We start from the raw sequence: 22,539 nt of genomic DNA, 5'->3' as shown, positions 1-22,539 counted from the left end.
GGGGATTCGGGAGTGGGGATTGGGGAGTCGCAACGGCGGATTCGGCAATCGCTGAGAGAACCGGCTTTGCGAATCCCGACTCCCAAGTCCCAAATCCCGGCCGTCAGGCCACGTGTTTACGCTGCTTGGCCAGCTTCTTGCGCACCATCTCGCGCTTGAGCGGCGACAGGTAATCGACGAACAGCTTGCCGTCCAGATGGTCCATCTCGTGCTGGATGCACACCGCCAGCAGGCCATCGGTGCTCAGTTCCTGCGCCTTGCCCTGGCGGTCGAGATAGCACACGGTGATCGCATCGGCGCGGGCGACATCGGCATAGATGCCCGGTACCGACAGGCAACCTTCCTGATACACCTGCTCGCCCTGCCTGCTCACGATTTCTGGGTTGACGAACACCTGCGGGAGATTCTTCTCCTCGCTGACGTCGATCACCATGAAACGCTTGTGCACGTCCACCTGACTGGCGGCCAGGCCGATGCCGGGCGCCTCGTACATGGTCTGGAACATGTCGTCGAGCAGGGTCTGGAATGCCGGGCTGGTGAGCTCGGCAGCATCGACCGGCACGGCCTTGGTGCGCAGCCGCGGGTCGGGGAATTCGAGGATAGGGAGCAAAGCCATGGGATTACCCGTCTGGGAACACCGGCGCTGCGCCGGCAAGACGCTGTCATTCTAGCGCAATGCTTGCGTGACGCCCCGGTTTCTGGACTATAGTGCGCGGACCTGTTGGGGAATCAGGCAAGAAGGCACTCATGTTGAACCGACTTCGTACGGTCGTCGCTGCGGCGATGCTGACCGTCGCGACCTACGCTGCCGCGCAAGCGGTGGGCGAACATCCAGACACCTACGTGGTCCGCAAGGGCGATACCCTGTGGGACATTGCTGGACGTTTCCTGCAGAAGCCGTGGTTGTGGCCGGAAATCTGGCAGGCCAACCCGCAGATCCAGAATCCGCACCTGATCTACCCCGGCGACGTGATCAGCCTGGCCTACCTGGAGCGCGTCGCCAAGGGCACCGTCCAGCCCGGCCCGCGCCAGGAAGCGCCGATCAACGCGATTCCGCTGGCGGAGGTCGAGCCGTTCCTGAAGAACCTGCGCGTCACCGATGACTTCGACCAGCTGCCGTACGTGGTGGGCCTGGAAGGCGGCCGCGCGCGCGCCACCACCGGCCAGGTGGCCTATGTGGTCGGCCTGGACGATGCACAGCCGGGCCAGCGCTTTGCGGTGGTGCGCCCGACCGTGAAGTTCAGCCTGCCCAAGCACAACGAAGACCTCGATGCGGCCGGCAACATCACCGCGGGCGCCGGCAACATCTGGAAGAACTACATCGCGCCGAGCACGCGCCGCGAGTTCCTGGGCTACGAACTGGCGCAGGTCAACGTCGGCACCATCACGCGCAGCGCGGCGGGCGGCAATTCCAAGGCGGCCACCCTGCTGCTGCAGGACAGCGGCCGCGAAGTGCGCGCCGGCGATCGCATCGTTGCCGTCGAAGCGCAGCCGTACGACCTGCAGTTCATCCCGCATCCGCCGTCGGAACAGGCGCTGCAGACCGAATTGCGGGTGCTGGCCATCTCCGATGCCTTCATCGTCGGCGGTACCCGCGATGTGATCGCCATCTCCGGCGGCGCCCGCGAAGGCATCAACAACGGCACGGTGTTCTCGATCTGGCGCAAGGGCCGCACGGTCAGCGACCGCGTCAAGCATTCGCGCTTCTCGCGGACCGACGACGACTTCAGCGGCCCGGCCGGCTCCACCGTCGGCCTGCCCGACGAATACGCCTCGCACGCGATGGTGTTCCGCACCTTCGACAAGGTCAGCTATGCGCTGGTGATGGAAAGCGTCAAGCCGACCGGCCTGGGCTACTTCGTCAAGCATCCCGACGCGCAGTAAGCGAAAATTCCGATGCGGTAATGCGACGGCGCCCGAAGGCGCCGTCGTCGTTTGCGGTTCAGGCTTGAGGCATGGCTCTCACCACTCCCGACCTGCGCGCATTCCTGATCCTGCTCATGGCGGGTGGCCGCAGCCCGCCGCGCAGCGCACTGCTGCGCTGTCTTGGCAGCCCGGCAGAGATACTGGTCGCCGGGCACGAAGCCTGGCGTGCCGCCGGCTGCGACGATCTGCAAGCGGCTCGCCTGCAGGCGCCCGATGCGCGCGTCCTGGACGCCGCCCTGCACTGGTGCGAGCAGCCCGGCCATCACCTGATCGGCCTGAACGACCCCGACTACCCCGCCCTGCTGCGCCACATCGTCAACCCGCCGCTGGCCCTGTTCGTGGACGGCGACCCGAACGCGCTCTGGCACCCGGGCGTGGCCGTGGTCGGCAGCCGCTCCGCCACCGCCGGCGGCCGCGACCACACCCGTGCATTCGCCTCCAGCCTGGCCGGCGCCGGCCTGGCCATCGTCAGCGGCATGGCCGCCGGCGTGGATGCGATCGCACACGAGGCCGCGCTTGCCCGCAGCGACGCCATCACCGTGGCGGTGGTGGGCACCGGCACGGATGTGGCCTATCCCGCGCATCACCAGTGCCTGCGCGATCGCATCGCCGCGCGTGGTGCGGTGGTCAGCGAGTACCTGCCCGGCACCGGGGCGGTCGCGGGACACTTCCCGGCCCGCAACCGGATCATCGCCGGGCTGGCCCTGGGCACCCTGGTGGTGGAAGCAGCCATGCGCTCGGGTGCGCTGATCACCGCGCGACTGGCGGCGGAGGCCGGGCGCGAGGTGTTCGCCCTGCCCGGCTCGCTGCACAATCCGCTCGCGCGCGGCTGCCATCACCTGATCCGGCAGGGCGCCACCCTGGCGCAGGAGCCGGCCCAGATCATCGACGGCCTGCGCCTGCTGTCGGGCGAACTGGCAGACGCCTTGCGCCAGCGCCTGGCCGCCCCCACTGATCAGGCCAGGACACCACCGCAGGCCGGCACGGCGCGCTCGGATCCGGACTACCAGCGGTTGTGGCAGGCGCTGGGCCACGACCCAACCCCTATGGATTCCCTGGTCGAACGCACCGGATTGACGGCCGCCGCGCTGTCCTCCATGCTGCTCATCATGGAACTGGAGGGAGACGTGGTCGCCGAGCACGGTCGCTATACCCGCAATCCCTAGTTTCTTCACCTCCACAGCGTCGCGCGACGCAGGCCGAGGGGCAATGAAAGAGAGCATTCTTGATGTACTGCTGTACCTGTTCGAACATTATTTCAGCGAAGATGCGGACCTGGTCCGCGACCGTGACTCGCTTCAGAATGGCCTGATCCAGGCCGGTTTCAGTCCCGCAGAAATCAGCAAAGCCTTCGACTGGCTGGACGCGCTCTCCGAGCAGCGGCCCAGTGTCGCGCGCCCGCATGTCGATGGACCGGTACGCATCTATCACGGCCCGGAGCTGGACAAGCTCGATGTGGACTGCCGTGGATTTCTGCTGTTCCTGGAACAACACCGCATCCTGGACGCCGACCAGCGCGAGCTGGTGCTGGACCGCGCCATGGCGCTGGATCAGGACGAACTGGACCTGGACGACCTCAAATGGGTGGTCTTGATGGTGCTGTTCAACCAGCCGGGCGCCGAAGCGGCCTATGCCTGGATGGAAACGCAGATGTTCCTGGACGAGCCTGAACCCGTACACTGAAGCGGAAGCCGCAACGGAAGCGTGCGAGGGGACGGCAATGAGCAGTTGGTATTACGCCGAGGGCAACCGCCATCGGCGTGGCCCGGTGGCCGGCGAGGCCTTGCTGGCGCTGTATCGCGATCACGCGATCGCACTGGACACCCTGGTCTGGCGCGCAGGATTTGCCCGATGGGTACCGCTGTCAGCATGCGCCGACGAGCTCGGCCCCCCGATTTCCACCGCCATGCGCACCGCAGTGCTGCCGCCGCCGCTGCCGCCGGTTCCGCCTGCGGCTGTTCACGCCGCTGCCGCCAGTTCGTCCCCGTCGTCAGCGCAGCGCCTGCCCGGCAACGGGCCGGGTTGGCCGCTGGCGCTGGTGCTGGGCGCGGTGGTGGGCCTGTTCGTGCTGGTGGCGGTGATCGGCATCCTGGCTGCGATCGCGCTGCCGGCGTATCAGGACTACACCGCGCGTAGCAAGGTCACCCGGGCGATTACGGCACTGGCGCCCTTGAAGCCGCAGATCGCCGGGTTTCTCGCCCAGCAAGGCCGTTGCCCGGTCAATGGCGATGCCGGCTTCCTCGCGCCCGAGCGGTATGCAAACGAGGTGCTGACCAGCGTGCAGATCGGCCGTTTCGACACCACCGAATGCGGCGTCGAGGCACTGCTGCATGCGCCGACAATGACCAGGATCGACGGCAAGGCGCTGTGGCTGGATTTCGACGCGGATGCCGGCACCTGGCAGTGCAGCTCCGAGATCGACGACGACCAACTGCCGCCGGACTGCCGCGGCTAGTCAATCGCTTTACCCAAGGGGACTTCAATGACGCAGTGGTACTACGCCGACGCACAACGCGAGCGCCAGGGGCCGGTGGACACGGATACGCTTCGCGCGCGCCTGTCCGACGGCCTGATCGATGCATCCAGCCTGGTCTGGCGCGAAGGCTTGCCGCAGTGGGTGACACTTGGCGAGGTCGCGGCCGAGCTGGACGTCGCCACCGCGGTGCCGATGCCTCCCGCGCCGACCGCCGATGCGGACCTGGACGTTCCGCGCAGCGTGCCGCAGGCGACGGTTGACCCGGCCAGCGGCGCGGCGGGCGGTACGCCTGCCGCAGCCGCGTCATTTGCCGCCCCCACTGCAGACGCTGCGCCTGGGCAGACCGAACCCGGCCTTGCCGATCAGCATGCGGTGGCCGATCACCAGCAGCTTCCGGCGCGCGAGCACGCTGCACCGGCAGATGCTGCACCGGTCGATCCAGTGGCGTGGGCCACCACGCCGGCAGACGCGGCCACAACTCCAGCGGCCCCAGACCCGATCCTGACCACCACCGCTAACGCGCCTACGCCGGCCTCTACCTCGTCGCATCCATCCGCCGGCGTGCCGGTTCCGGATGCCTGGGGCTCTGCCGCCGCGCCTGCAGCCACCGTTGCCTTGCATGAGGCCCCGGTTGTCTACGCCGGACTGTGGCGGCGCGTGGCCGCCAGCATCCTGGACAGCCTGATCACCAGCTTTGCGGTGTACCTGATCGTGATTCCGTTCGTGTTCGTCGTGGCGCTGGCTACCACCCGGGGCGATTCCGGCTCGGCGCTGGACGACGGCAGCGCACTCGGCACCGCCATCCTGGTGCTGTCCTATGGCATCGGCTTGGCGATCCCGACGCTGTATTTCGCCTGGATGCAGTCCAGCCGGCATCAGGCCAGCCTGGGCAAGCTCGCCTGCGGCATCAAGCTGGTGCGTGCCGACAGCAACGGCGGCCGGGTCGGTTTCTGGCGCAACGTGCTGCGCTATCTGGCCTACATCCTGATCAGCGTGCTCACCCTGGGCATCGGCGCGATCGTGGCGGCGTTCATGGCCGGCATGACCGCGCGCAAGCAGGCCCCGCACGACAAGGTCTGCGACACCCTGGTGGTGGACCGCTGGGCCTTCACCGATCATCCGGAGCGGCAATCCAGGGGTCTGGATACGGTCACCATCGTGGTCCTGGCCATTTATGCGGTGCTGCTGGTGTTCTCGGTCGTGGCGCTGGCCTTCCTGCTGACCGCCATAGGAATGAGCCAGAACTAGCAGTTCGCGGCACTGGCCGCTTGACACGGCGGCGTCCGCCGTGATCTTTCTAATAAGAGAACTGAACGCCCGGGCTCGTTTCCCGGGCGTTGACGTGTGGGAAACAGGCGATCTGCTTCCCTCCACCGGCCAATTAGGCCACGCTACCCGCCCCCCGGGCCCTGCCCAAAGAATTCGCCACCATGCCCAAGCACCTGCTCATCGTCGAATCGCCTGCCAAGGCCAAGACGATCAATAAATACCTCGGCAAGGACTTCACCGTCCTGGCCTCGTATGGGCACGTGCGCGATCTCGTCCCCAAGGAGGGCGCGGTCGATCCGGACAATGGCTTTGCGATGCGCTACGACCTGATCGAGAAGAACGAGAAGCATGTCGAAGCCATTGCGCGCGCCGCCAAGAGCGCCGACGACATCTATCTGGCCACCGACCCGGACCGCGAGGGCGAGGCGATCAGCTGGCACATCGCCGAGATCCTGAAAGAGCGCGGGCTGCTCAAGGACAAGACGATGCAGCGGGTGGTGTTCACCGAAATCACCCCGCGCGCGATCAAGGAAGCCATGCTCAAGCCGCGCGCGATCGCGGCCGATCTGGTCGATGCGCAGCAGGCCCGCCGCGCGCTCGACTATCTGGTCGGCTTCAACCTGTCGCCGGTGCTGTGGCGCAAGGTGCAGCGCGGGCTGTCGGCCGGCCGCGTGCAGTCGCCGGCGCTGCGCATGATCGTGGAGCGCGAGGAAGAGATCGAAGCCTTCATCGCGCGCGAATACTGGTCCATCGATGCGCATTGCCGGCATCCGTCGCAGCCGTTCAATGCGCGCCTGATCAAGCTGGACGGGCAGAAGTTCGAGCAGTTCACCGTCACCGACGGCGATACCGCCGAAGCGGCGCGGCTGCGCATCCAGCAGGCCGCCCAAGGCGTGCTGCATGTCACCGATGTGGCCAGCAAGGAGCGCAAGCGCCGCCCTGCCCCGCCATTCACCACCTCCACGCTGCAACAGGAAGCCTCGCGCAAGCTCGGCTTCACCACCCGCAAGACCATGCAGGTGGCGCAGAAACTGTATGAAGGCGTGGCGCTGGGCGACGAAGGCTCGGTCGGTCTGATCAGCTATATGCGTACCGACTCGGTGAACCTGTCGCAGGACGCGCTGGCGGAAATCCGCGATGTGATCGCGCGCGATTTCGGCACCGCCTCGTTGCCGGACCAGCCCAACGCCTACACCACCAAATCCAAGAACGCGCAGGAAGCGCATGAGGCGGTGCGTCCGACCTCGGCGCTGCGCACCCCGGCGCAGGTGGCGCGCTTCCTGTCCGACGACGAGCGTCGCCTGTACGAGTTGATCTGGCGCCGCGCAGTGGCCTGCCAGATGATCCCGGCCACGCTCAACACCGTCAGCGTCGATCTGTCGGCCGGCAGCGAGCACGTGTTCCGCGCCAGCGGCACCACCGTGGTGGTGGCAGGCTTCCTGGCGGTCTACGAAGAAGGCAAGGACACCAAGAGCAGCGAAGACGAGGACGAAGGCCGCAAGCTGCCGCTGATGAAGGCCGGCGACAACATCCCGCTGGACCGCATCGTCACCGACCAGCACTTCACCCAGCCGCCGCCGCGCTTCACCGAAGCGGCGCTGGTCAAGGCGCTGGAGGAATACGGCATCGGCCGGCCGTCGACCTACGCCTCGATCATCCAGACCCTGCAGTTCCGCAAGTACGTGGAAATGGAAGGCCGCAGCTTCCGTCCCACCGACGTGGGCCGCGCCGTGTCCAAGTTCCTGTCCGGGCATTTCACCCGCTACGTGGATTACGACTTCACCGCCAAGCTCGAAGACGACCTGGATGCGGTCTCGCGCGGCGAGGAAGAGTGGATCCCGTTGATGGAGAAGTTCTGGGGCCCGTTCAAGGAACTGGTCGAGGACAAGAAGGATTCGCTGGACAAGACCGACGCCGGCAGCGTGCGCGTGCTGGGCACCGACCCGGTCAGCGGCAAGGAAGTCAGCGCGCGCATCGGCCGGTTCGGCCCGATGGTGCAGATCGGCACCGTCGAAGACGAGGAGAAACCCACCTTCGCCTCGCTGCGGCCGGGCCAGAGCATCTATTCGATCTCCATCGAGGACGCGCTGGAACTGTTCAAGATGCCGCGCGCGCTGGGCCAGGACAAGGACCAGGACGTCAGCGTCGGCATCGGCCGCTTCGGCCCGTTTGCGCGCCGCGGCAGCGTCTATGCCTCGCTGAAGAAGGAAGACGACCCGTACACCATCGACCTGGCGCGCGCGGTGTTCCTGATCGAGGAGAAGGAAGAGATCGCGCGCAACCGCGTGATCAAGGACTTCGAAGGCAGCGACATCCAGGTGCTCAATGGCCGCTTCGGCCCGTACATCAGCGATGGCAAGCTCAATGGCAAGATCCCCAAGGATCGCGAGCCGGCCACGCTGACGTTCGAAGAAGTGCAGCAGTTGCTGGCCGATACCGGCAAGCCGGTGCGCAAGGGCTTCGGCGCCAAGAAGGCCACGCTCAAGAAGAACGCGGTGAAGGATTCGGCCAAGGAGGCCAAGGACGCCGCCAAGAAGACCGCGGTCAAGAAAACCGCCACCAAGACGGCGGCGAAGAAGGCGCCGGCCGAGAAGGCCGCTGCCAAGAAGGCCACAAAGCGCGTGGTCAAGAAGACCGTGAGCAAGGCCGCAGGCTAAGGGCGCCGCATGCAGCACATGCTCAGCCTGGACAGCGCCGTCGCCACCCTGACCCAGGGCGGCGTGATCGCCTATCCCACCGAAGCGGTGTGGGGACTGGGCTGCGACCCGCGCCAGCAGGCCGCGGTGCTGCGGCTGCTGGAGATCAAGCGTCGTCCGGTCGACAAGGGCGTGATCGTGGTCGCTGCCAGCGTGGATGTGCTGCACCCGTGGGTGGACATGGACGCGCTGGCGCCGGCCCGCAGGCAGGAGGTGCTGGCCAGCTGGCCGGGCCCGCATACATGGATCCTGCCGATCACCGCCCAGCCGCCACGCTGGGTCACGGGCATGCACGACGGGCTGGCGGTGCGCATCAGCGCACACCCTCTGGTCGCCGCGCTCTGTGCGGCCTGGGGCGGCCCGTTGGTCTCCACCAGCGCCAACCTGGCCGGCGAACCACCCGCGCGCAGCCGCCAGGCGCTGGACCCGGCCCTGCTGGCCAGCATCGACGGGGTGGTGGATGGCGAGGTGGGCGCGTTGGCGCAACCGACCCAGATCCGCGATGCCCGCAGCGGACAGATCCTGCGCGACTGAGCAGTGACCACGCGCCGCCTGTCGGCGCGCTTGCCTGCACACCGCCTCCCCCTTTGCCCATAGGCCGGCAGACGCGCACACTGCGGCCATGCGTACCGTCCTGACCCTTCTGTTGCTGGCCACCTCGCTGCCTGCGTCGGCGGCCAGCACCGCCAGCAAACCGGATCCGAATGTGCGGATCTACCGCTGCGTCAGCAGCACCGGCACCGTCGCCCTGCAGGATGCGCCGTGCAGCAGCGGGCGCCAGCAGGTAATGGACCTGCAGCGCCCGCAGGATCCACCGCCGCGACCGCAGCGCGCCGACGCCGCCCCGGCCGCCGTCGCCACGCAGCCGGCGCGCGAGGTGCGCATCATCACCGTGCAGCCGCCGCAGCCGATGTACGAGTGCACCACCGAAGAGGGCGAGCGCTATACCAGCGACAGCCCGGAAGGCAATCCGCGCTGGGTGCCGACCTGGGGCCCGGCCTATGTGGGCAATGGCATTGGCCCGCCGGTCAGCGGCGGCGGCATCCAGCGTCCGCCGATCTCGGTCAGCCCACGCCCGGCGGGTGCGGTGCAGGGAAGCTCCGGACGGGGGGGAAGCCTGCGCGGCAGCGCAAGCTTCGGAGGCGGCGGCTACCACGGCGGCACGGTGATCGTGCCCTACGGCAACGTGCAGATCCGCGACGAATGCCATGCCCTGCCCGAACAGGAAGTCTGCGCGCGCCTGGCCGACCGTCGCTGGGAACTGATCCGCCGCTACAACAACGCCCTGCAGAGCGAACGCCAGGATCTGAGCCGCGAGCAGCGCGGCATCGACGCGCGCCTGCAGCGCGACTGCGGCGGCGCATGAGGCGCTGGCTGTGGGTGGCACTGCTGGCGAGCGCCGAGTTGGCCAACGCACAGGAAGTGGCGATCTACCGTTGCACCGATCCGGCCGGCGCGCTCACCGTGCAGAACATGCCGTGCCCGAAAGGCATGCAGCAGCAGAAGAAGCTGATGACGGTACCGGCCGCAGTGCCGTTCACGCAGGGTGGATCGGGCGCAGCGGCGCCGGCGCGTACAGCGCCCGCTGCGCAGCCGCAGGCCACCCCAAAGACCGAGGCCCCTGCCTCCGCCCCGGCTGCGACGCCAGCACCGGTGGCAGCGACGCCACCTGCCGCGCCCTCGACATCCACGCTGCCACCGCCGCCCCTGTTCGAATGCACCGCGCACGACAACGGGCGCTATTTCACCGAAGACCGCGAGCCGGCCACGCGCTGCCTGCCGATGCAGACCACCAACCTGGCCGGCGGGCCGGCGACCGGCGGCGGCAGCGCCTGCGAGGTGGTCACCGACCGCTGCGCGCCGGTGCCGGACCAGCGCCTGTGCGAGGCCTGGCGCCAGCGTGCCGAGCAGGCCGAATCCACCTGGCGTTTCTCCGACGAGGCACAATCGGCCGAGCGCAAGCAGCGCTACGTGCAGATGCGCCGAGTGCTGGACGAAAGCCGCTGCGCGCATCCATCCGCCACGCCGTGATGCCGGCAGCGGCGCTCCGGCGCAGGTCAGTCGGTGTACCGGCACCGCGCTGACCGGGCTGATTCTTCAAGCCACCGGCAGCCGTCACCATCACCAGTTGGCAGGCGCGGTGCATTGCGCCGCGGCGCACGCGGGCAACCTCGCTGTCGCCAGCCTAGCGTGCAGGCGCAGCTGGCAAGAATCTAGAGGAGTGGCGCGCCGATGGGCCGGCGCATGTCTGCGCATCTTCCGATGCCATGCATGGGCACTGTCCGCGTGACCATGCATGCATGGCGTGTCAGAACCCGTAGCGCAGGAAGCCACCATCCACTGCGATGCATTCGCCGGTGATGTAGCTGGCTGCCGGCAGGCAGAGGAAGCCGACGGCGGCGGCCACTTCTTCCGGTTCGCCGATGCGGCGCATCGGGGTGCGTTCGATGACCTGCTCGTAGTAATCCGGGTCCGACAACGGCCCGGAGGTGCGACGGGTGCGGATGTACCACGGCGCCACCGCGTTGACGCGGATGCCGTCTTCGGCCCATTCCACCGCCAGGTTGCGGGTCATCTGCTGCAACGCGGCCTTGGTCATGCCGTACGGCGCGCCGCTGCGCACATGGGTGATGCCGGAGACGCTGCCGACGTTGACGATCGCCGATGCTGCGTGGCGGGTCAGCAACGGGTGCGCATAACGCGACAACTCGAACGCGGCGAACACGTTGGTTTCGAAGATGCCGCGCCATTGGTCCTCGGTGTAATCGATCGCCGCGCGGGTGATGTTGCCGCCGGCATTGTTGATCAACAGATGCAGGCCATCGGCGTGGTCTTCCACCCAGTCCAGAATCGCGCGACGCTCTTCATCGTCGGCCACATCGGCGGCCAGCCCATGCAGCTCGCGCTCGGGAAATTCCTCGGCCAACTCGTCGCGTGCCTGCGCCAGGGCATCGGCATCGCGCGCCACCATCAGCAGATCCGCGCCGAAGCCCAGCAATTCGCGCGCGATGGCAAAGCCAATGCCGGCGCTGGCACCGGTGATGAGCGCGGTCTGTCCATCCAGCCGCCAACGATGGGTTGTCACGTGGGTGATCCTCTTTCAAGACGCAGGAAACGGCCGCCGCAGCGCAGTTGACGCGCTACGATGGCCCCGGCGTTAGGATACCGCCACCCCGAGCGAGGTCACGACGATGAAACGGCATTGGATTCTTGCCACCAGCCTGATGCTGCTGCTGGGCGCGTGTCAGCGACCGCAACCTGCGCCTACCGAGCAGAAGCCCGAGCCACAGGCCACTGCCCTGCGCGACCACATCCAGCAGCCGTTGAACAAGGCACATGCGGTGCAGGCAGCAAGCGACCAGGCCGCAGACGATCAACGCAAGGCGATCGACGCGGCCACGCAGTAACCGAAGCCTGCTGCCTGACACGCGCGCGTTTGTGTCCAGGCAGCAATGCACGTGCGCGCAGGCGATTGCGCGCCAGGCGAGCAGTGCATCTGTGCGCACGGCCAACACGCATAAGTTCGCTCGACCGTGGCGCCATGGTTCTGCCATCTGTTTTTTGCGTCGTTGGCGCGCCCGCATCGCGGCGTCGCCTGAGCGCTGACACGACAACGCCGGCACGTGGCCGGCGTTGTCGATCCCTCACCCTGGCATCGTGCCGCGTCAGAACCCGCAGAAGCAGTACGCCAGCGACTTGACCGGGGTGCCGCCCGCCTTGCTGTCGTGCACGGCGTCTTCGACGAAGCGCAGCTGCGTGTCCACTTCCGGCAGCGAGCGCGCCAGCAATGCACGTGCCATGCCCGAATCGCCCAGCATCCAGGCACCCATGCGGCTGCCGGCAAATCCGCTCATGAACTGCGAGAACGGCGTGGCCGGCTTTTCCACGTAGCGCACGCGGAACTTGCCGCGGCTCAGCTTGGCGCGGTTGGCCGCATCGGCCACCGCTTCGGACATGCCGCCGAACGCGTCCACCAGACCATGCTGCCTGGCCTGCGCACCGCTCCACACACGGCCGCGTGCGACCTTGTCGATGGCGTCCACCGACTGGTGGCGCGCCTGCGCCACCTTGCCGGTGAAGTCGGCGTAGCCCTTGTTGATCACCGCCTGGATCACCTGGCCGGCGGCCGGGTCCAGCGGACGGGTGATGTCGAAGGCGCCGGCAAACCGCGTGGTGCCCACGCCATCGGTGTGCACGCCGATCTTGTCCAGCGCGCGGGTCAGGTTGGGCACCATGCCGAAGATGCCGATCGAGCCGCTGATGGTCGACGGATCGGCATAGATGCGATCGGCGTTCATGCTGATCCAGTAGCCGCCCGAGGCGGCCAGATCGCCCATCGACACCACCACCGGCTTGCCGGACTGCTTGAGCGCGACCACCTCGCGGCGGATCTGCTCGGAGGCAAACACCTCGCCGCCGGGCGAATCCACGCGTAGCACCACCGCCTTGACCTCGTCGTCGTCGCGCGCCTGGCGCAGCAACGCGGCGGTGGACTCGCCACCGATGCGGCCGGCCGGCTGCTCGCCGCCGCTGATCTCGCCGGCGGCCACCACCACGGCCACCTGCGGGCGGCTGTCCATCGCCGAACGCTGCGCCTGCAGCTGGCTCAGATAGTCGTTGAAGCCGATGTTGCGGAAGCCGCTGTCGGCATCGCTGTCGGCCACGCCGCGCTTGGTCAGCAGCGCATCGACTTCCTCACGGGTCTTGAGCCCGTCGACCAGCTTCTGCTGCAGCGCGAACTTGGCCAGGTCGCCACCGGCGGCGGTCACGCCCTCGGGCAGGGTGTCGATGCCGGCGCTCAGCTGCGCCGGGCTGAGCTTGCGTGCGGTGCCGACATCGGCCAGGTAGCGCTGCCAGACGTCGTTCATCCAGAACAGGTCGGCTTCCTTGGCGTCGGCCGACGCGGCATCGAGAATGTACGGCTCGGCGGCGGACTTGTACTCGCCCACACGGAACAGATGCACGTCCACGCCGAGCTTGTCCTGCAGGCCTTCGCGGAAGTACTGCCGGTAGCGGCCAAGTCCTTCCAGCAGCACGCTGCCCATCGGGTCGAGATAGACCTCGTTGGCCTGCGCGGCCAGCAGGTACTGGCCCTGGCTCATGCTCTCGCTGAAGGCGACGATCTGCTTGCCGGAGGTGCGCAGCTTCTGCAGCGCCGCGGCCACTTCGCGCTGTGAGGCGAAACCGGCCGGCTGGAACTTGTCCAGGTTCAACACCACCCGCTCGATCTTGCGGTCCTTGCCGGCCGCCTCGATCACCCGCACCAGATCGCGCAGCTGCACTTCCTCGGCGCTCTTGTCGCCGACCGCCTTGGCCAGCGAGCGGCTCACCGGATCGGCGCTGAACTGCTCGACCAGCGTGCCCTCGGGGTTGATCACCAGGGTGGTGCGCTCGGCCAGCGGCTTGGTGCCGTCGCCCCGCGCGATCGCCACCACGAACAGCAGCAGCATCAGGAACAGAAAACCGAAGAACACCAGGTTGAAGATCAGGCGCCGGGTGAAATTCATCACATCCCAAAGGCCGACGAAGAAACTGGCGATGGGACTGCGACGCACGGGGTGGTTCATGGAAAACTCCGTCGAAAGACGCTGCATGCAATTCAATGGTGTCCAGCATACCGGCTGCGTGGCGCGCGCGGCATGCGCTGGAAGTCAGGGGGTCGTGCCGGCAGTCAGTCGCCGGCTGGTCTGCCGGAAGCGCAAGCCCATCAGGACCGACGCCACGGTCAGGCCCAGGATCAGGCCGATCCACATGCCTTGCGGGCCCCAGCCCAGCCCCAGGCCGAGCCCGGCGCCGATCGGCATGCCGACACCCCAGTACGAGAACATCGCCAGGAACATCGGCACGCGGGTGTCCTTGAGCCCGCGCAGCGCGCCGCTGGACAGCACCTGGATGCCATCGGGAAACTGGAACGTGGCGGCAAACAGCAGCAGCACCGACGCCAGCGCCGCCACCGCCACGTCATCGGTATAGACGCTCACGATGGCATCGTGGCCCAGCAACAGCACGCTGGCCGACAAGGCCTGGGTGCCCAGCACGATGGCGTAGCCGGCCCAGGCCGCGCGCCGCATGCCGAGCGGATCGCCGCGCCCGACCGCATGCCCGACCCGCACGGTGGTGGCCTCGGCCACGCCCATCGGAATCATGAAACACAGCTGCGCGACGTTGATCGCAATCTGGTGCGCGGCCGCTTCGGTGGAGCCGAGCCGGCCGATCAACAGGGCGGTGACGATGAACAGGCCGCCCTCCATCAGCACGGTGATGCCGATCGGCAGACCGGTGCGCAACAGGTCGCCAATCGCACGCCAGCGCGGCCCCTCGAGATGGGCGAACAACTGCAGATGCGCAAAGCGGCGCGAGCGCCACAGATACAGCGCAAACACGCTGGCCTGCACCCACATGGTGATCGCCGAGGCCATGCCCAGGCCTTGCGCACCGTGCTCGGCGAAGCCGAATCTGCCATAGGTCAATGCATAGCCCAGCGGCGCCAGCACCAGCAGGCCGCCAAAGCCCAGCAGCATGGTCGGCAGGGTCCAGTGCATGCCCTCGCTGAGGTAGCGCATGCAGAAGTAGAACGTCAGCGCCGGCCCGCCCCAGCGCACCGCGTGCAGGAAGTCGGTCGCGCCCGGCACGATGTCCGGCGCAATCCCGAAGGTGGGCAGCAGCGGCGGCACCGCGCTCAGGAACGCGAACATCACCGCACCCAGTCCCAGCGACAGCCACAGGGCCTGGCGGAACAGCGGGCCGATCTCGTGCTCGCGGCCGGCACCGCGCAGCTGCGAGACCGAGGCGGTCAACGAGATCAGCGTGCCGATCGGCACCAGCATCGGCAGCCACAGCAGCGAGGTGCCGATGGTGACCGCCGCCAGCGTGGCGGTGCCGTGGTGGCCGGCGATGACGTTGTCGACAAACCCGATCAGGCCGGTGGAGACGTGGCCGAGCACCAGCGGCAATGCGAGCAGGCCGGTGGTGCGCACTTCCGCGGCGAAGCGCGGCGCCGCGGAGGTGGGTGCAGAAGAGACAGACATGAAAACCGATCGCTGCGCGGACTACGGCCGTGCCGGGAGGCGCTGGCACCGGGTCGCGTGGGGCCGCTATCTTACCCGGACTTCCGGGATGGGCAGTTGGGTCGCCGGAGAGACCACGCCAGGCCGGGAACACGCGGTGCGGCAGATGCGCCACGTCAGGCGGCCGTGATGGCTGGTCCCCGGGCCCGGATGCCTGGGGAACGAGCGGAGTCGATGTCCTGCGGCGTGACGATCGCGCCCTGGGCAACTGCACTGCCGAAGACGGCAGCCCTGCATGCCCTCCACGCCGTGTCCGCCTCGGTGCGCGGCATCAAGGATGGACACCGGGCACGCGTGGAGACGACGCCAGCGCGGGGGCCGGTGCACCGGCGCCGTCCCGCCGCTGCCGCTTAGCGCGCCAGCTGGCGCTTCAACCAGGCGCTGCGCGTTGCCGGTGCCTGCGCAAGCAGGGCGTCGCGCAGGGCATCGCGCTCCTGCGGCGGCGTGCGTTGTGCCAGCACCGCCAACTGCTCCAGCTGCCCGGCATCCAGGCTGCGCAGCGCCGCCAGCAACGTGTCGCGCTGCGCTGGTGGCACATAGCCGATCAAGGGCTGCAATTGCGGATAGAACGCGCCCAGCTGCGAGCCCAGGCGCCAGCCATCGCGATGCAGGCGATCCATCGCGGTGAACTGCGTGCGCAGCGCGCGCTGCTGGTCGTCGGGCAAGCCATGCAGACGCTCGCGTGCCTGCCGCACTACCACCCGGTCGGTGGCGGTGAGCCCCTTCCAGGCCGCATAGCGGGCGCGCAACTCGGACCGCTGCGCAGGCGTCAATGCGTCCCAGCGCGCGCGTTGCTGCGCGGCGCTCGGGGTTGCGGGCGTGGAGGCCGCGGGCGCCGGCGCGCGCGCGCTGCCTTCTTCCAACGGCGCCGGCAGGGTTTGCGCCGTGGCCATGCCGACCGCGGCCAACGCCAGCAGGCCGCACCACTTAATTGTCGGCATCGACGGTCTCCAGGGCGGCGGCGGCAGGCTGGGCAGTGGCGGCAGTGGCATGCGCGCCGGATTCGTCGGCCGGCACCGGATGCCCGGCCGCATACCAGGCGTAGAAATCGGCCGAACGCGCCAGCTCCAGGTCCGGGTCGGCCAGCATCGCCTGGTCGCGCGGATCCAGGCCGGGGTTTGCCACCGCGTCCGGCAGGTCGGCGGCGGGAAGGTCTTCCACCAGCACCGGCGCGGCATCGGTGACGTGCAGCACGCCGGCCGGGGCCTGCGAGACCGGCTCGGGCGGCAGCGCCGGCCGGCGATGCGTCCACCACCAGCCCAGCGCCGCGAGAAGCAGCGCCAATGCCAGCACAGCCAGCACGATGCCGGCGTGGCGGCGGTCGATCCGCGGCCAGTGCCACTGGCGGGCAGGCCGGACGCGCGGAGCGGCCGGGCGCCGCGCCTCGGCGGCGGCAGCCACGGGCGCGGCCGCGGCAGGCTGCAACGGCATGCCGGCCAGGGCCGACTCGCGCAGCTGTGCCAGCCGGCTCACCTGGGCCGGGCCGAGGTCGCGCAACTCCTGCTGCGCCGCCTCGGCCAGCACGCGCCAGGCCTGCGCGTCCGGGTTGCCGGCCGCATCGCGCGGGCAGGCGCGGGCCAGGGACTGCCGATAGGCCCCCACCTCGATGCCTTGCACCTCGCTGGCGGGTTCTTCTTCCAGCCCGGCCACGATACGCAGCAGGAGCGCCAGGCGGTCGGCGGTCTGCATCCGCCCCAGTGCGGTGAACGGAGGCAACCAGGTCCCCGGCATGGGCTCGCGTCGCAGCGGCGGGGCGGTTGCCAGCAGGCTCCAGAAGCGCATTGGCCAGCCGGCCATCGGGCGACCCGCCGCCTGGCTGCTGAACGCCCGCAACGCGGCCGCCAAGGCCCGCTCGGCCGCCGTGCCATCGCCACATTGCAGTTGTGCGAGCACCAGACCCCGGCGTTCGACACCGCGCAAAAACGCTGACAACGCGGCAGGGGTGACAGGGGCGTCGGGGACTACGGTCATGAGAACTCCAGCATCGGCCGGCATGATACCGACGCAATCGGCCCCCGCCGATGGCTTGACAGATCGACCCGGCTACGCTGCGCTCCGCTGCCGCCGACCGCCGTCATCGACGCGGGTTGTGCACAGCGGCAGACATGCCGATACGCAGGCGTCTGTCAACTGTTGATTTTTCTTTGTTGCATTCGTGTTTCACGCCTAAGTGATTGATCCTGATAGCTTTAAGCCGATTGGCTAAAAAATGTCCAACAGGTTGCAGAGGCTAGTGAATCCGCCTTCACAGCGTGGAGCACGAGACTAATTCACAGGCTTATCCACAGGCAGTGTGGATAAACCCGTTTCCTTAACCCTCACATAGGTTTACGTCGGATTTATCACTTCGGTCACACAAACACGTCGTAAGCCCGCGCACCGATCCGGCGGCATCGGCAGGCCCGTGCCGGGTACTGGACAGGGTCGGTAGACTGGCCGGATGTCCTCGACCGTCGCCACCCTGCGCGTCGCCTTGCCGGTGCCGCTGCCCCAACTGTTCGACTATCTGCCCCCGGCCGAGGCCCCGCTGACCGAGCCGGCGCGGGTCGGCTGCCGGGTGCGGGTGCCGTTCGGACCACGCGAGCTGGTCGGGGTGGTGGTGGAGATCGGGCAGTTGGCCTCCGCCGAGGGGCTGCGCGCGGCGCTGGCATGGTGCGACGACGCCCCGCTGCTGGTTGACGAGCTGGCCCGTTCACTGCAATGGCTGGCGCGCTATACCCACGCCCCGCTGGGCGAGGCCCAGTCCAGCGCCCTGCCCGGCCCGTTGCGCCGCGGCGAGCCGCTGGCCGAGACCCATGCCTGGGCCTGGCAACTGACCGAGGCCGGGCGCACCGGCGCCGCCAGCCTGCGCGCCGGCAGCCGCCCCGCCTTGCTGGCCGCCCTGCTGCTGCCCGGTGCGCTGGGCGAAGAACAGCTGGACCCGTTGCTGCCGCAATGGCGCGAGGCCGCACGCAGCCTGGCCAAACGCGACTATGCCGCGCGCGTGGCGGTGCCGGCCGACAGCATCCCGCCCCGCCCCGGCAGCGGCCCGCAGCTCAACGACGAACAACAGGCCGCCGCCGACGCCATCCGTGCGCAGCGCGGTTTTGCCACCTATCTGCTCGACGGCGTCACCGGCAGCGGCAAGACCGAGGTCTACCTGCAGGCAATCGCCGACTGCCTGGCGGCCGGTCGCCAGGCGCTGGTGCTGGTGCCGGAGATCGGCCTGACCCCGCAGACGCTGGGCCGCTTCCGCGCCCGCCTGGGCGTGCCGGTGCACGCGCTGCATTCGGGGCTGTCCGATGGCGAGCGCGCGCGGGTGTGGGCGGCAGCCTGGCGCGGCGAAGCCAAGCTGATCGTCGGCACGCGCTCGGCGGTGTTCACCCCGCTGCCCAATGCCGGGCTGATCGTGATCGACGAAGAACACGACGGCAGCTACAAGCAGCAGGACGGCATTCGCTATCACGCCCGCGACTTCGCGCTGGTACGCGGCAAGGCGCTGGATGTGCCGGTGATCCTGGGCAGCGCCACGCCGTCGCTGGAAAGCCTGCATAACGCCTATTCCGGCCGCTATCAGCATCTGCGCCTGTCGCGCCGGGCCGGCGAGGCGCGTCCGCCGCGCGTGCGCGTGCTCGACGTGCGCAAGCGCCCGCTCAAGGACGGCCTGTCGCCGGAAGTGCTGACCGGCATTGGCGCCACCCTGGCGCGCGGCGAGCAGGTGCTGGTGTTCAAGAACCGCCGCGGCTATGCGCCGGTGCTGCTATGCCACGACTGCGGCTGGACCGCCGCCTGCCAGCGCTGCAGCACGCCGCTGCACCAGACCCCGATGACCGTGCACGCCGGTGGCCGGCGCCTGCAATGCCACCACTGCGGCGCGCGCCAGCCCGCACCGCTGGCCTGCCCGGCCTGCGCCAGCCTGGCGCTGCAGCCGCAAGGCATCGGCACCGAGCGGCTGGAAGAACGCCTGACCGAGGCGTTCCCGGACTTTCCGGTGGTGCGCATCGACCGCAGCACCACCCAGCGCCGCGACGCGCTGGAAACCCAGCTGGCGCGCCTGGGCAGCGCCGCCGGCATCATGGTCGGCACCCAGATCCTGGCCAAGGGCCACGACCTGCCACGGCTGACCATGGTGGTGGTGGTCGGCATCGACGAAGGCTTGTTCTCGGCCGACTTCCGTGCCGCCGAGAAACTCTCCCAGCAGCTGATCCAGGTGGCCGGACGCGCCGGACGCGCCGACCGTCCCGGCGAGGTCTGGCTGCAAACCCACCACCCCGAACATCCCTTGCTGCAGACCCTGGTCAACGGCGGCTACCACGCCTTTGCCGATGCCGAACTGCAGCAGCGCCAGGCTGCGGGATTTCCGCCATTCGCGCATCTGGCGCTGTTCCGCGCCGAAGCCAAGGATGTGGCAGCGGCCAACCAGTTCCTGCTGGCGGTGCGTGGCCTGACCACGGCGGATACCACCACGCAGTCGCCCGCGTTTGCCGCAGTGGAATGCTACGGCCCGATGCCGGCACCGATGCCGCGCCGCGCCGGTTTCCAGCGCACCCAGTTGCTGTGGTCCGCGCAACAGCGTTCGGCGCTGCATCGTCTGCTGGACGCGCAGCTGCCGGCGATCCATGCGCTACCGCAGGCGCGGCGCGTGCGCTGGTCGCTGGATGTGGATCCGATCGATCTTTACTAGTGCCGGCGTATCGCGCACGCGCTGCCACCAGACTCACGTTCTAGCCAATGCGCCCACGCTCCGTAGGAGCGCACCCGGGCGCGACGGCGTTACCGGCAATGCCCTCGCGCCCAGGTGCGCTCCTACACACAACGCGAGGCCAGCAAGCCGCGCGGTGGGATCGTGCGTTGTAGGAGCGCACCCGGGCGCGACGCGGCATTACCGGCAATGCCCTCGCGCCCAGGTGCGCTCCTACAGGCAACGTGAGCTGCCGGGATGCGCGGTGCACGGGGCCGACTGCCTTGCAGCAGTGTATGCGGTCGGCGGCACGCGTGCTGCCTGCCATGCACCGCGCTGGCTTGCGCGCAAACCCGACACTCAGGTCAGCGCGGTCATCACGCCACGCTGGTAGGCAGGCCGCGCGCGCAAGCGCTGATACCACGCCTGCAGATGCGGCAGCGCGGGGCGCTCGATCGGCATTTCGAACCAGGCGTAGATGAAGCTGCCGAGCGGAATATCGCCCATCGCAAACTGCGCGCCGGACAGATACGGCTGCTGCGCCAAGGCCGCATCGGCGCGTGCCAGCAGTTCGCCCGAGCGCGTCAGCGCCGCGGCGATGCGCGCAGGATCACGCTCGGCCTCCGGTGTGCGCAGCACGCCCCAGAACAGGTCGCGAAACACGCCGGCAAACGTCGAGGTGGTCCAGTCCATCCAGCGATCGCCCAGCGCGCGTTCGGCCGGCGCCTGCGGATACAGGGCCGGCGCATATTGCGCGGCCAGGTAACGCACGATCGCGTTGGATTCCCACAGCACCAACTCACCATCCTGCAGCGTCGGCACCAGGCCGTTGGGATTCAACGCGCGATAGGCGGGCGTGTCGTTATGACCAAACGCACCGCCGACTTCGATCGAGGTATACGACAGCCCGGCTTCTTCGGCGCACCACAGCACCTTGCGCACATTGCTGGAATTACGCCGCCCCCATAGCGTGATCGGGCCGTTCCCTGCAGCCGATGGCGTTGCAGCGTCAGCCATGGTCATTTCCCCGCTGCCGGCTTGGGCGCGGTGCGCGCCGGGCGCTTTGTGGAAGTCGCCTGCGTGGCGAGAGCGGCCGCTGGCTGCGCTGTTTTCGCCCGTCCGCCCTTGGGCGCATCGCGCACCCACAGGGCCTGCTCGTCCTGCTTGATCTCGAACAGGCCGATCGCGCGCACCAGGTCGCTGAGCTTGCGATAGCCGTAATTGCGTGGGTCGAACGAGGCCTGGTTGGCCACCTGCTTGCCCACCGCACCCAGATGCGCCCAGCCATCGTCTTCGCAGGCACTGTCGATCGCATTGCGCAGCATCTGCACCAGCCGGGTGTCGCCGCGCAGCGCAGTGGCGTCCTTGCGGCCGGCGGCGGTGTCGCTGGCCGCTGCCGCCTGCTCGCCCAGCGCTTCGACATAGGTGAACTTGGAACAGGCATTGACGAACGGCGCCGGGGTTTTCTTTTCGCCGAAGCCATACACCTTCATGCCATCGGTGAGCAGCCGCATCACCAGCGGAGTGAAGTCCGCATCGCTGGAGACGATCGCAAAGCCATCCAGGTTGCGCGCATACAACAGGTCCATCGCATCGATCACCATCGCCATGTCCGAGGCGTTCTTGCCCGAGCTGTAGGCAAATTGCTGGATCGGCCGGATCGCATATTCGTGCAGCGCCGCTTCCCAATTTTTCAGGTGCGGGCTCTTCCAGTTGCCGTAGGCGCGGCGCACGTTGGCCACCCCATAGCGCGCCACTTCGGCCAGCACCACGTCGATCTTGCCGGCCGGCGCGTTGTCGGCATCGATCAGCAGGGCGATGCGTTTGTCGGGATTGTCGATCATGGTCATTCCTCGAAGGTGTCGGCAGAGTCGGTGTCGCTGGCGGTGTCGCTTGCGTCGTCCGTTTCGGTGGCGTCGGCATCGGCCGATGGCAGCGTGTATTGGCTGCCATCGTGCATGGTCAGTACGCCATCGCTCAGGATCTCGCGCTCGGCCCCGCCGCTGACCCAGGTGGCATGCACGCGGCCGCGGCCGCGATCGCCCTCCACCGTGAACACGAAATCGTCGGCGCCCGGCGCCAGACCGGTGCGCACCAGATCCACCCGCATTGTGTGGATCCGGCCGATCTGTTCCTGCACCACCGCATCGTCCTGCAACGCGGCGCGTGCCTGATCGGCGAACAGCGACCAGCCGAAGACGATCAGCCAGCCCAGCGCGCCCAGCACCACCATGCCGAACAGCACCACGCAGGCCCCCAGCCCGATCAGCCCGATCGTGACGCCACTGACCTGCTTTCCGGGCGTCCGCGCGGCAGCCGCTGCCTTCGCGGGCGAAGAAGGTGGTGGTGGCAACGGTGGGGGCAATGCCGGCATGCGGTCACCAGGTCGATGGGATGCGACATGATGCCGCAGGCGGGACGCCTTCAGGCGTCATGTTCATTGCC

At 68.4% G+C, this 22,539-nt stretch carries 20 protein-coding genes; 11 read left to right on the top strand and 9 right to left on the bottom strand.

Annotated elements, in window-relative coordinates:
* Window positions 1-103 precede the first annotated feature (103 nt).
* Window positions 104-616: a peptide deformylase gene (gene def, locus EO139_RS18970; protein ID WP_126971959.1), complete on the bottom strand. Its 513-nt coding sequence runs from the start codon at window positions 614-616 to the stop codon at window positions 104-106.
* Window positions 617-747: 131 nt separating this feature from the next.
* On the opposite strand from def, the gene EO139_RS18965 reads away from it, so the two are divergent.
* The 9 genes from EO139_RS18965 (at window position 748) to EO139_RS18925 (ending at window position 10,398) form a co-directional block, all read left to right on the top strand.
* Window positions 748-1,884, top strand: coding sequence for a LysM peptidoglycan-binding domain-containing protein (locus EO139_RS18965; protein WP_126971957.1), 1,137 nt, complete (start codon window positions 748-750; stop codon window positions 1,882-1,884).
* Between the two features lie 71 nt (window positions 1,885-1,955).
* Window positions 1,956-3,092 (top strand): DNA-processing protein DprA, encoded by a 1,137-nt coding sequence (gene dprA, locus EO139_RS18960; RefSeq protein WP_126971955.1) that lies wholly within the window; start codon window positions 1,956-1,958, stop codon window positions 3,090-3,092.
* Window positions 3,093-3,135: 43 nt separating this feature from the next.
* Window positions 3,136-3,609: a DUF494 family protein gene (locus EO139_RS18955; RefSeq protein WP_003484452.1), complete on the top strand. Its 474-nt coding sequence runs from the start codon at window positions 3,136-3,138 to the stop codon at window positions 3,607-3,609.
* Window positions 3,610-3,646: 37 nt separating this feature from the next.
* Window positions 3,647-4,381, top strand: a complete 735-nt coding sequence (locus tag EO139_RS18950) for a pilin (protein ID WP_119128105.1) — start codon at window positions 3,647-3,649, stop codon at window positions 4,379-4,381.
* Window positions 4,382-4,408: 27 nt separating this feature from the next.
* Window positions 4,409-5,650, top strand: a complete 1,242-nt coding sequence (locus EO139_RS18945) for an RDD family protein (RefSeq protein WP_126971953.1) — start codon at window positions 4,409-4,411, stop codon at window positions 5,648-5,650.
* A 182-nt stretch (window positions 5,651-5,832) separates the two neighbouring features.
* Entirely contained in the window at window positions 5,833-8,328 is a 2,496-nt protein-coding gene (locus tag EO139_RS18940) for a DNA topoisomerase I (RefSeq protein ID WP_126971951.1), read from the top strand.
* 9 nt (window positions 8,329-8,337) lie between these two features.
* A complete protein-coding gene (locus EO139_RS18935) occupies window positions 8,338-8,901 on the top strand; it encodes a Sua5/YciO/YrdC/YwlC family protein (RefSeq protein WP_104584083.1) in 564 nt (187 codons plus the stop codon).
* A gap of 88 nt (window positions 8,902-8,989) precedes the next feature.
* The gene (locus EO139_RS18930) at window positions 8,990-9,733 is read left to right on the top strand and encodes a DUF4124 domain-containing protein (RefSeq protein WP_126971949.1); all 744 of its coding nucleotides are present in this window, start codon (window positions 8,990-8,992) and stop codon (window positions 9,731-9,733) included.
* Window positions 9,730-10,398 (top strand): DUF4124 domain-containing protein, encoded by a 669-nt coding sequence (locus EO139_RS18925; protein ID WP_119128098.1) that lies wholly within the window; start codon window positions 9,730-9,732, stop codon window positions 10,396-10,398. The genes EO139_RS18930 and EO139_RS18925 overlap by 4 nt, the downstream gene beginning before the upstream one ends.
* A 277-nt stretch (window positions 10,399-10,675) precedes the next feature.
* Here EO139_RS18925 and EO139_RS18920 read toward each other — a convergent pair whose 3' ends face one another.
* Window positions 10,676-11,452, bottom strand: a complete 777-nt coding sequence (locus tag EO139_RS18920) for an SDR family oxidoreductase (protein WP_104650048.1) — start codon at window positions 11,450-11,452, stop codon at window positions 10,676-10,678.
* A 106-nt stretch (window positions 11,453-11,558) separates the two neighbouring features.
* Here EO139_RS18920 and EO139_RS18915 point away from each other — a divergent pair, with 106 nt between their 5' ends.
* Window positions 11,559-11,774 (top strand): hypothetical protein, encoded by a 216-nt coding sequence (locus EO139_RS18915; RefSeq protein ID WP_047127474.1) that lies wholly within the window; start codon window positions 11,559-11,561, stop codon window positions 11,772-11,774.
* Between the two features lie 258 nt (window positions 11,775-12,032).
* On the opposite strand, the gene sppA is transcribed toward EO139_RS18915, so the two are convergent.
* From sppA to EO139_RS18895, 4 genes are all read right to left on the bottom strand, one after another.
* Window positions 12,033-13,934, bottom strand: coding sequence for a signal peptide peptidase SppA (sppA, locus tag EO139_RS18910; RefSeq protein ID WP_104650047.1), 1,902 nt, complete (start codon window positions 13,932-13,934; stop codon window positions 12,033-12,035).
* 84 nt (window positions 13,935-14,018) lie between these two features.
* Window positions 14,019-15,395 (bottom strand): MATE family efflux transporter, encoded by a 1,377-nt coding sequence (locus tag EO139_RS18905; protein ID WP_126971947.1) that lies wholly within the window; start codon window positions 15,393-15,395, stop codon window positions 14,019-14,021.
* 389 nt (window positions 15,396-15,784) lie between these two features.
* Window positions 15,785-16,375, bottom strand: a complete 591-nt coding sequence (locus tag EO139_RS18900; protein WP_164739921.1) for a DUF3106 domain-containing protein — start codon at window positions 16,373-16,375, stop codon at window positions 15,785-15,787.
* Window positions 16,362-17,405 (bottom strand): hypothetical protein, encoded by a 1,044-nt coding sequence (locus EO139_RS18895; protein ID WP_126971945.1) that lies wholly within the window; start codon window positions 17,403-17,405, stop codon window positions 16,362-16,364. The genes EO139_RS18900 and EO139_RS18895 overlap by 14 nt, the downstream gene beginning before the upstream one ends.
* A gap of 469 nt (window positions 17,406-17,874) precedes the next feature.
* Between EO139_RS18895 and EO139_RS18890 the strand changes: the two genes are divergently transcribed.
* Entirely contained in the window at window positions 17,875-20,097 is a 2,223-nt protein-coding gene (locus EO139_RS18890) for a primosomal protein N' (RefSeq protein WP_126971943.1), read from the top strand.
* Window positions 20,098-20,454: 357 nt separating this feature from the next.
* Here EO139_RS18890 and EO139_RS18885 read toward each other — a convergent pair whose 3' ends face one another.
* From EO139_RS18885 to EO139_RS18875, 3 genes are read right to left on the bottom strand one after another with little or no spacing between them, the layout of a single operon-like run.
* Window positions 20,455-21,117, bottom strand: coding sequence for a glutathione S-transferase (locus EO139_RS18885; RefSeq protein WP_126947702.1), 663 nt, complete (start codon window positions 21,115-21,117; stop codon window positions 20,455-20,457).
* Entirely contained in the window at window positions 21,114-21,944 is an 831-nt protein-coding gene (locus tag EO139_RS18880) for an NYN domain-containing protein (protein WP_164739920.1), read from the bottom strand. The genes EO139_RS18885 and EO139_RS18880 overlap by 4 nt, the downstream gene beginning before the upstream one ends.
* Entirely contained in the window at window positions 21,941-22,468 is a 528-nt protein-coding gene (locus EO139_RS18875) for a hypothetical protein (protein ID WP_126971939.1), read from the bottom strand. Before EO139_RS18875 ends, EO139_RS18880 begins: the two co-directional genes overlap by 4 nt.
* Window positions 22,469-22,539: the final 71 nt, after the last annotated feature.

Origin of the sequence: Xanthomonas sp. BRIP62411 (assembly GCF_003993525.1) — a bacterium.
In the GTDB taxonomy this organism is placed as follows: domain Bacteria; phylum Pseudomonadota; class Gammaproteobacteria; order Xanthomonadales; family Xanthomonadaceae; genus Xanthomonas; species Xanthomonas euroxanthea.
The sequence above is the reverse complement of the archived record's forward strand: the minus strand, read 5'-3'. Positions and strand labels throughout refer to the sequence as shown.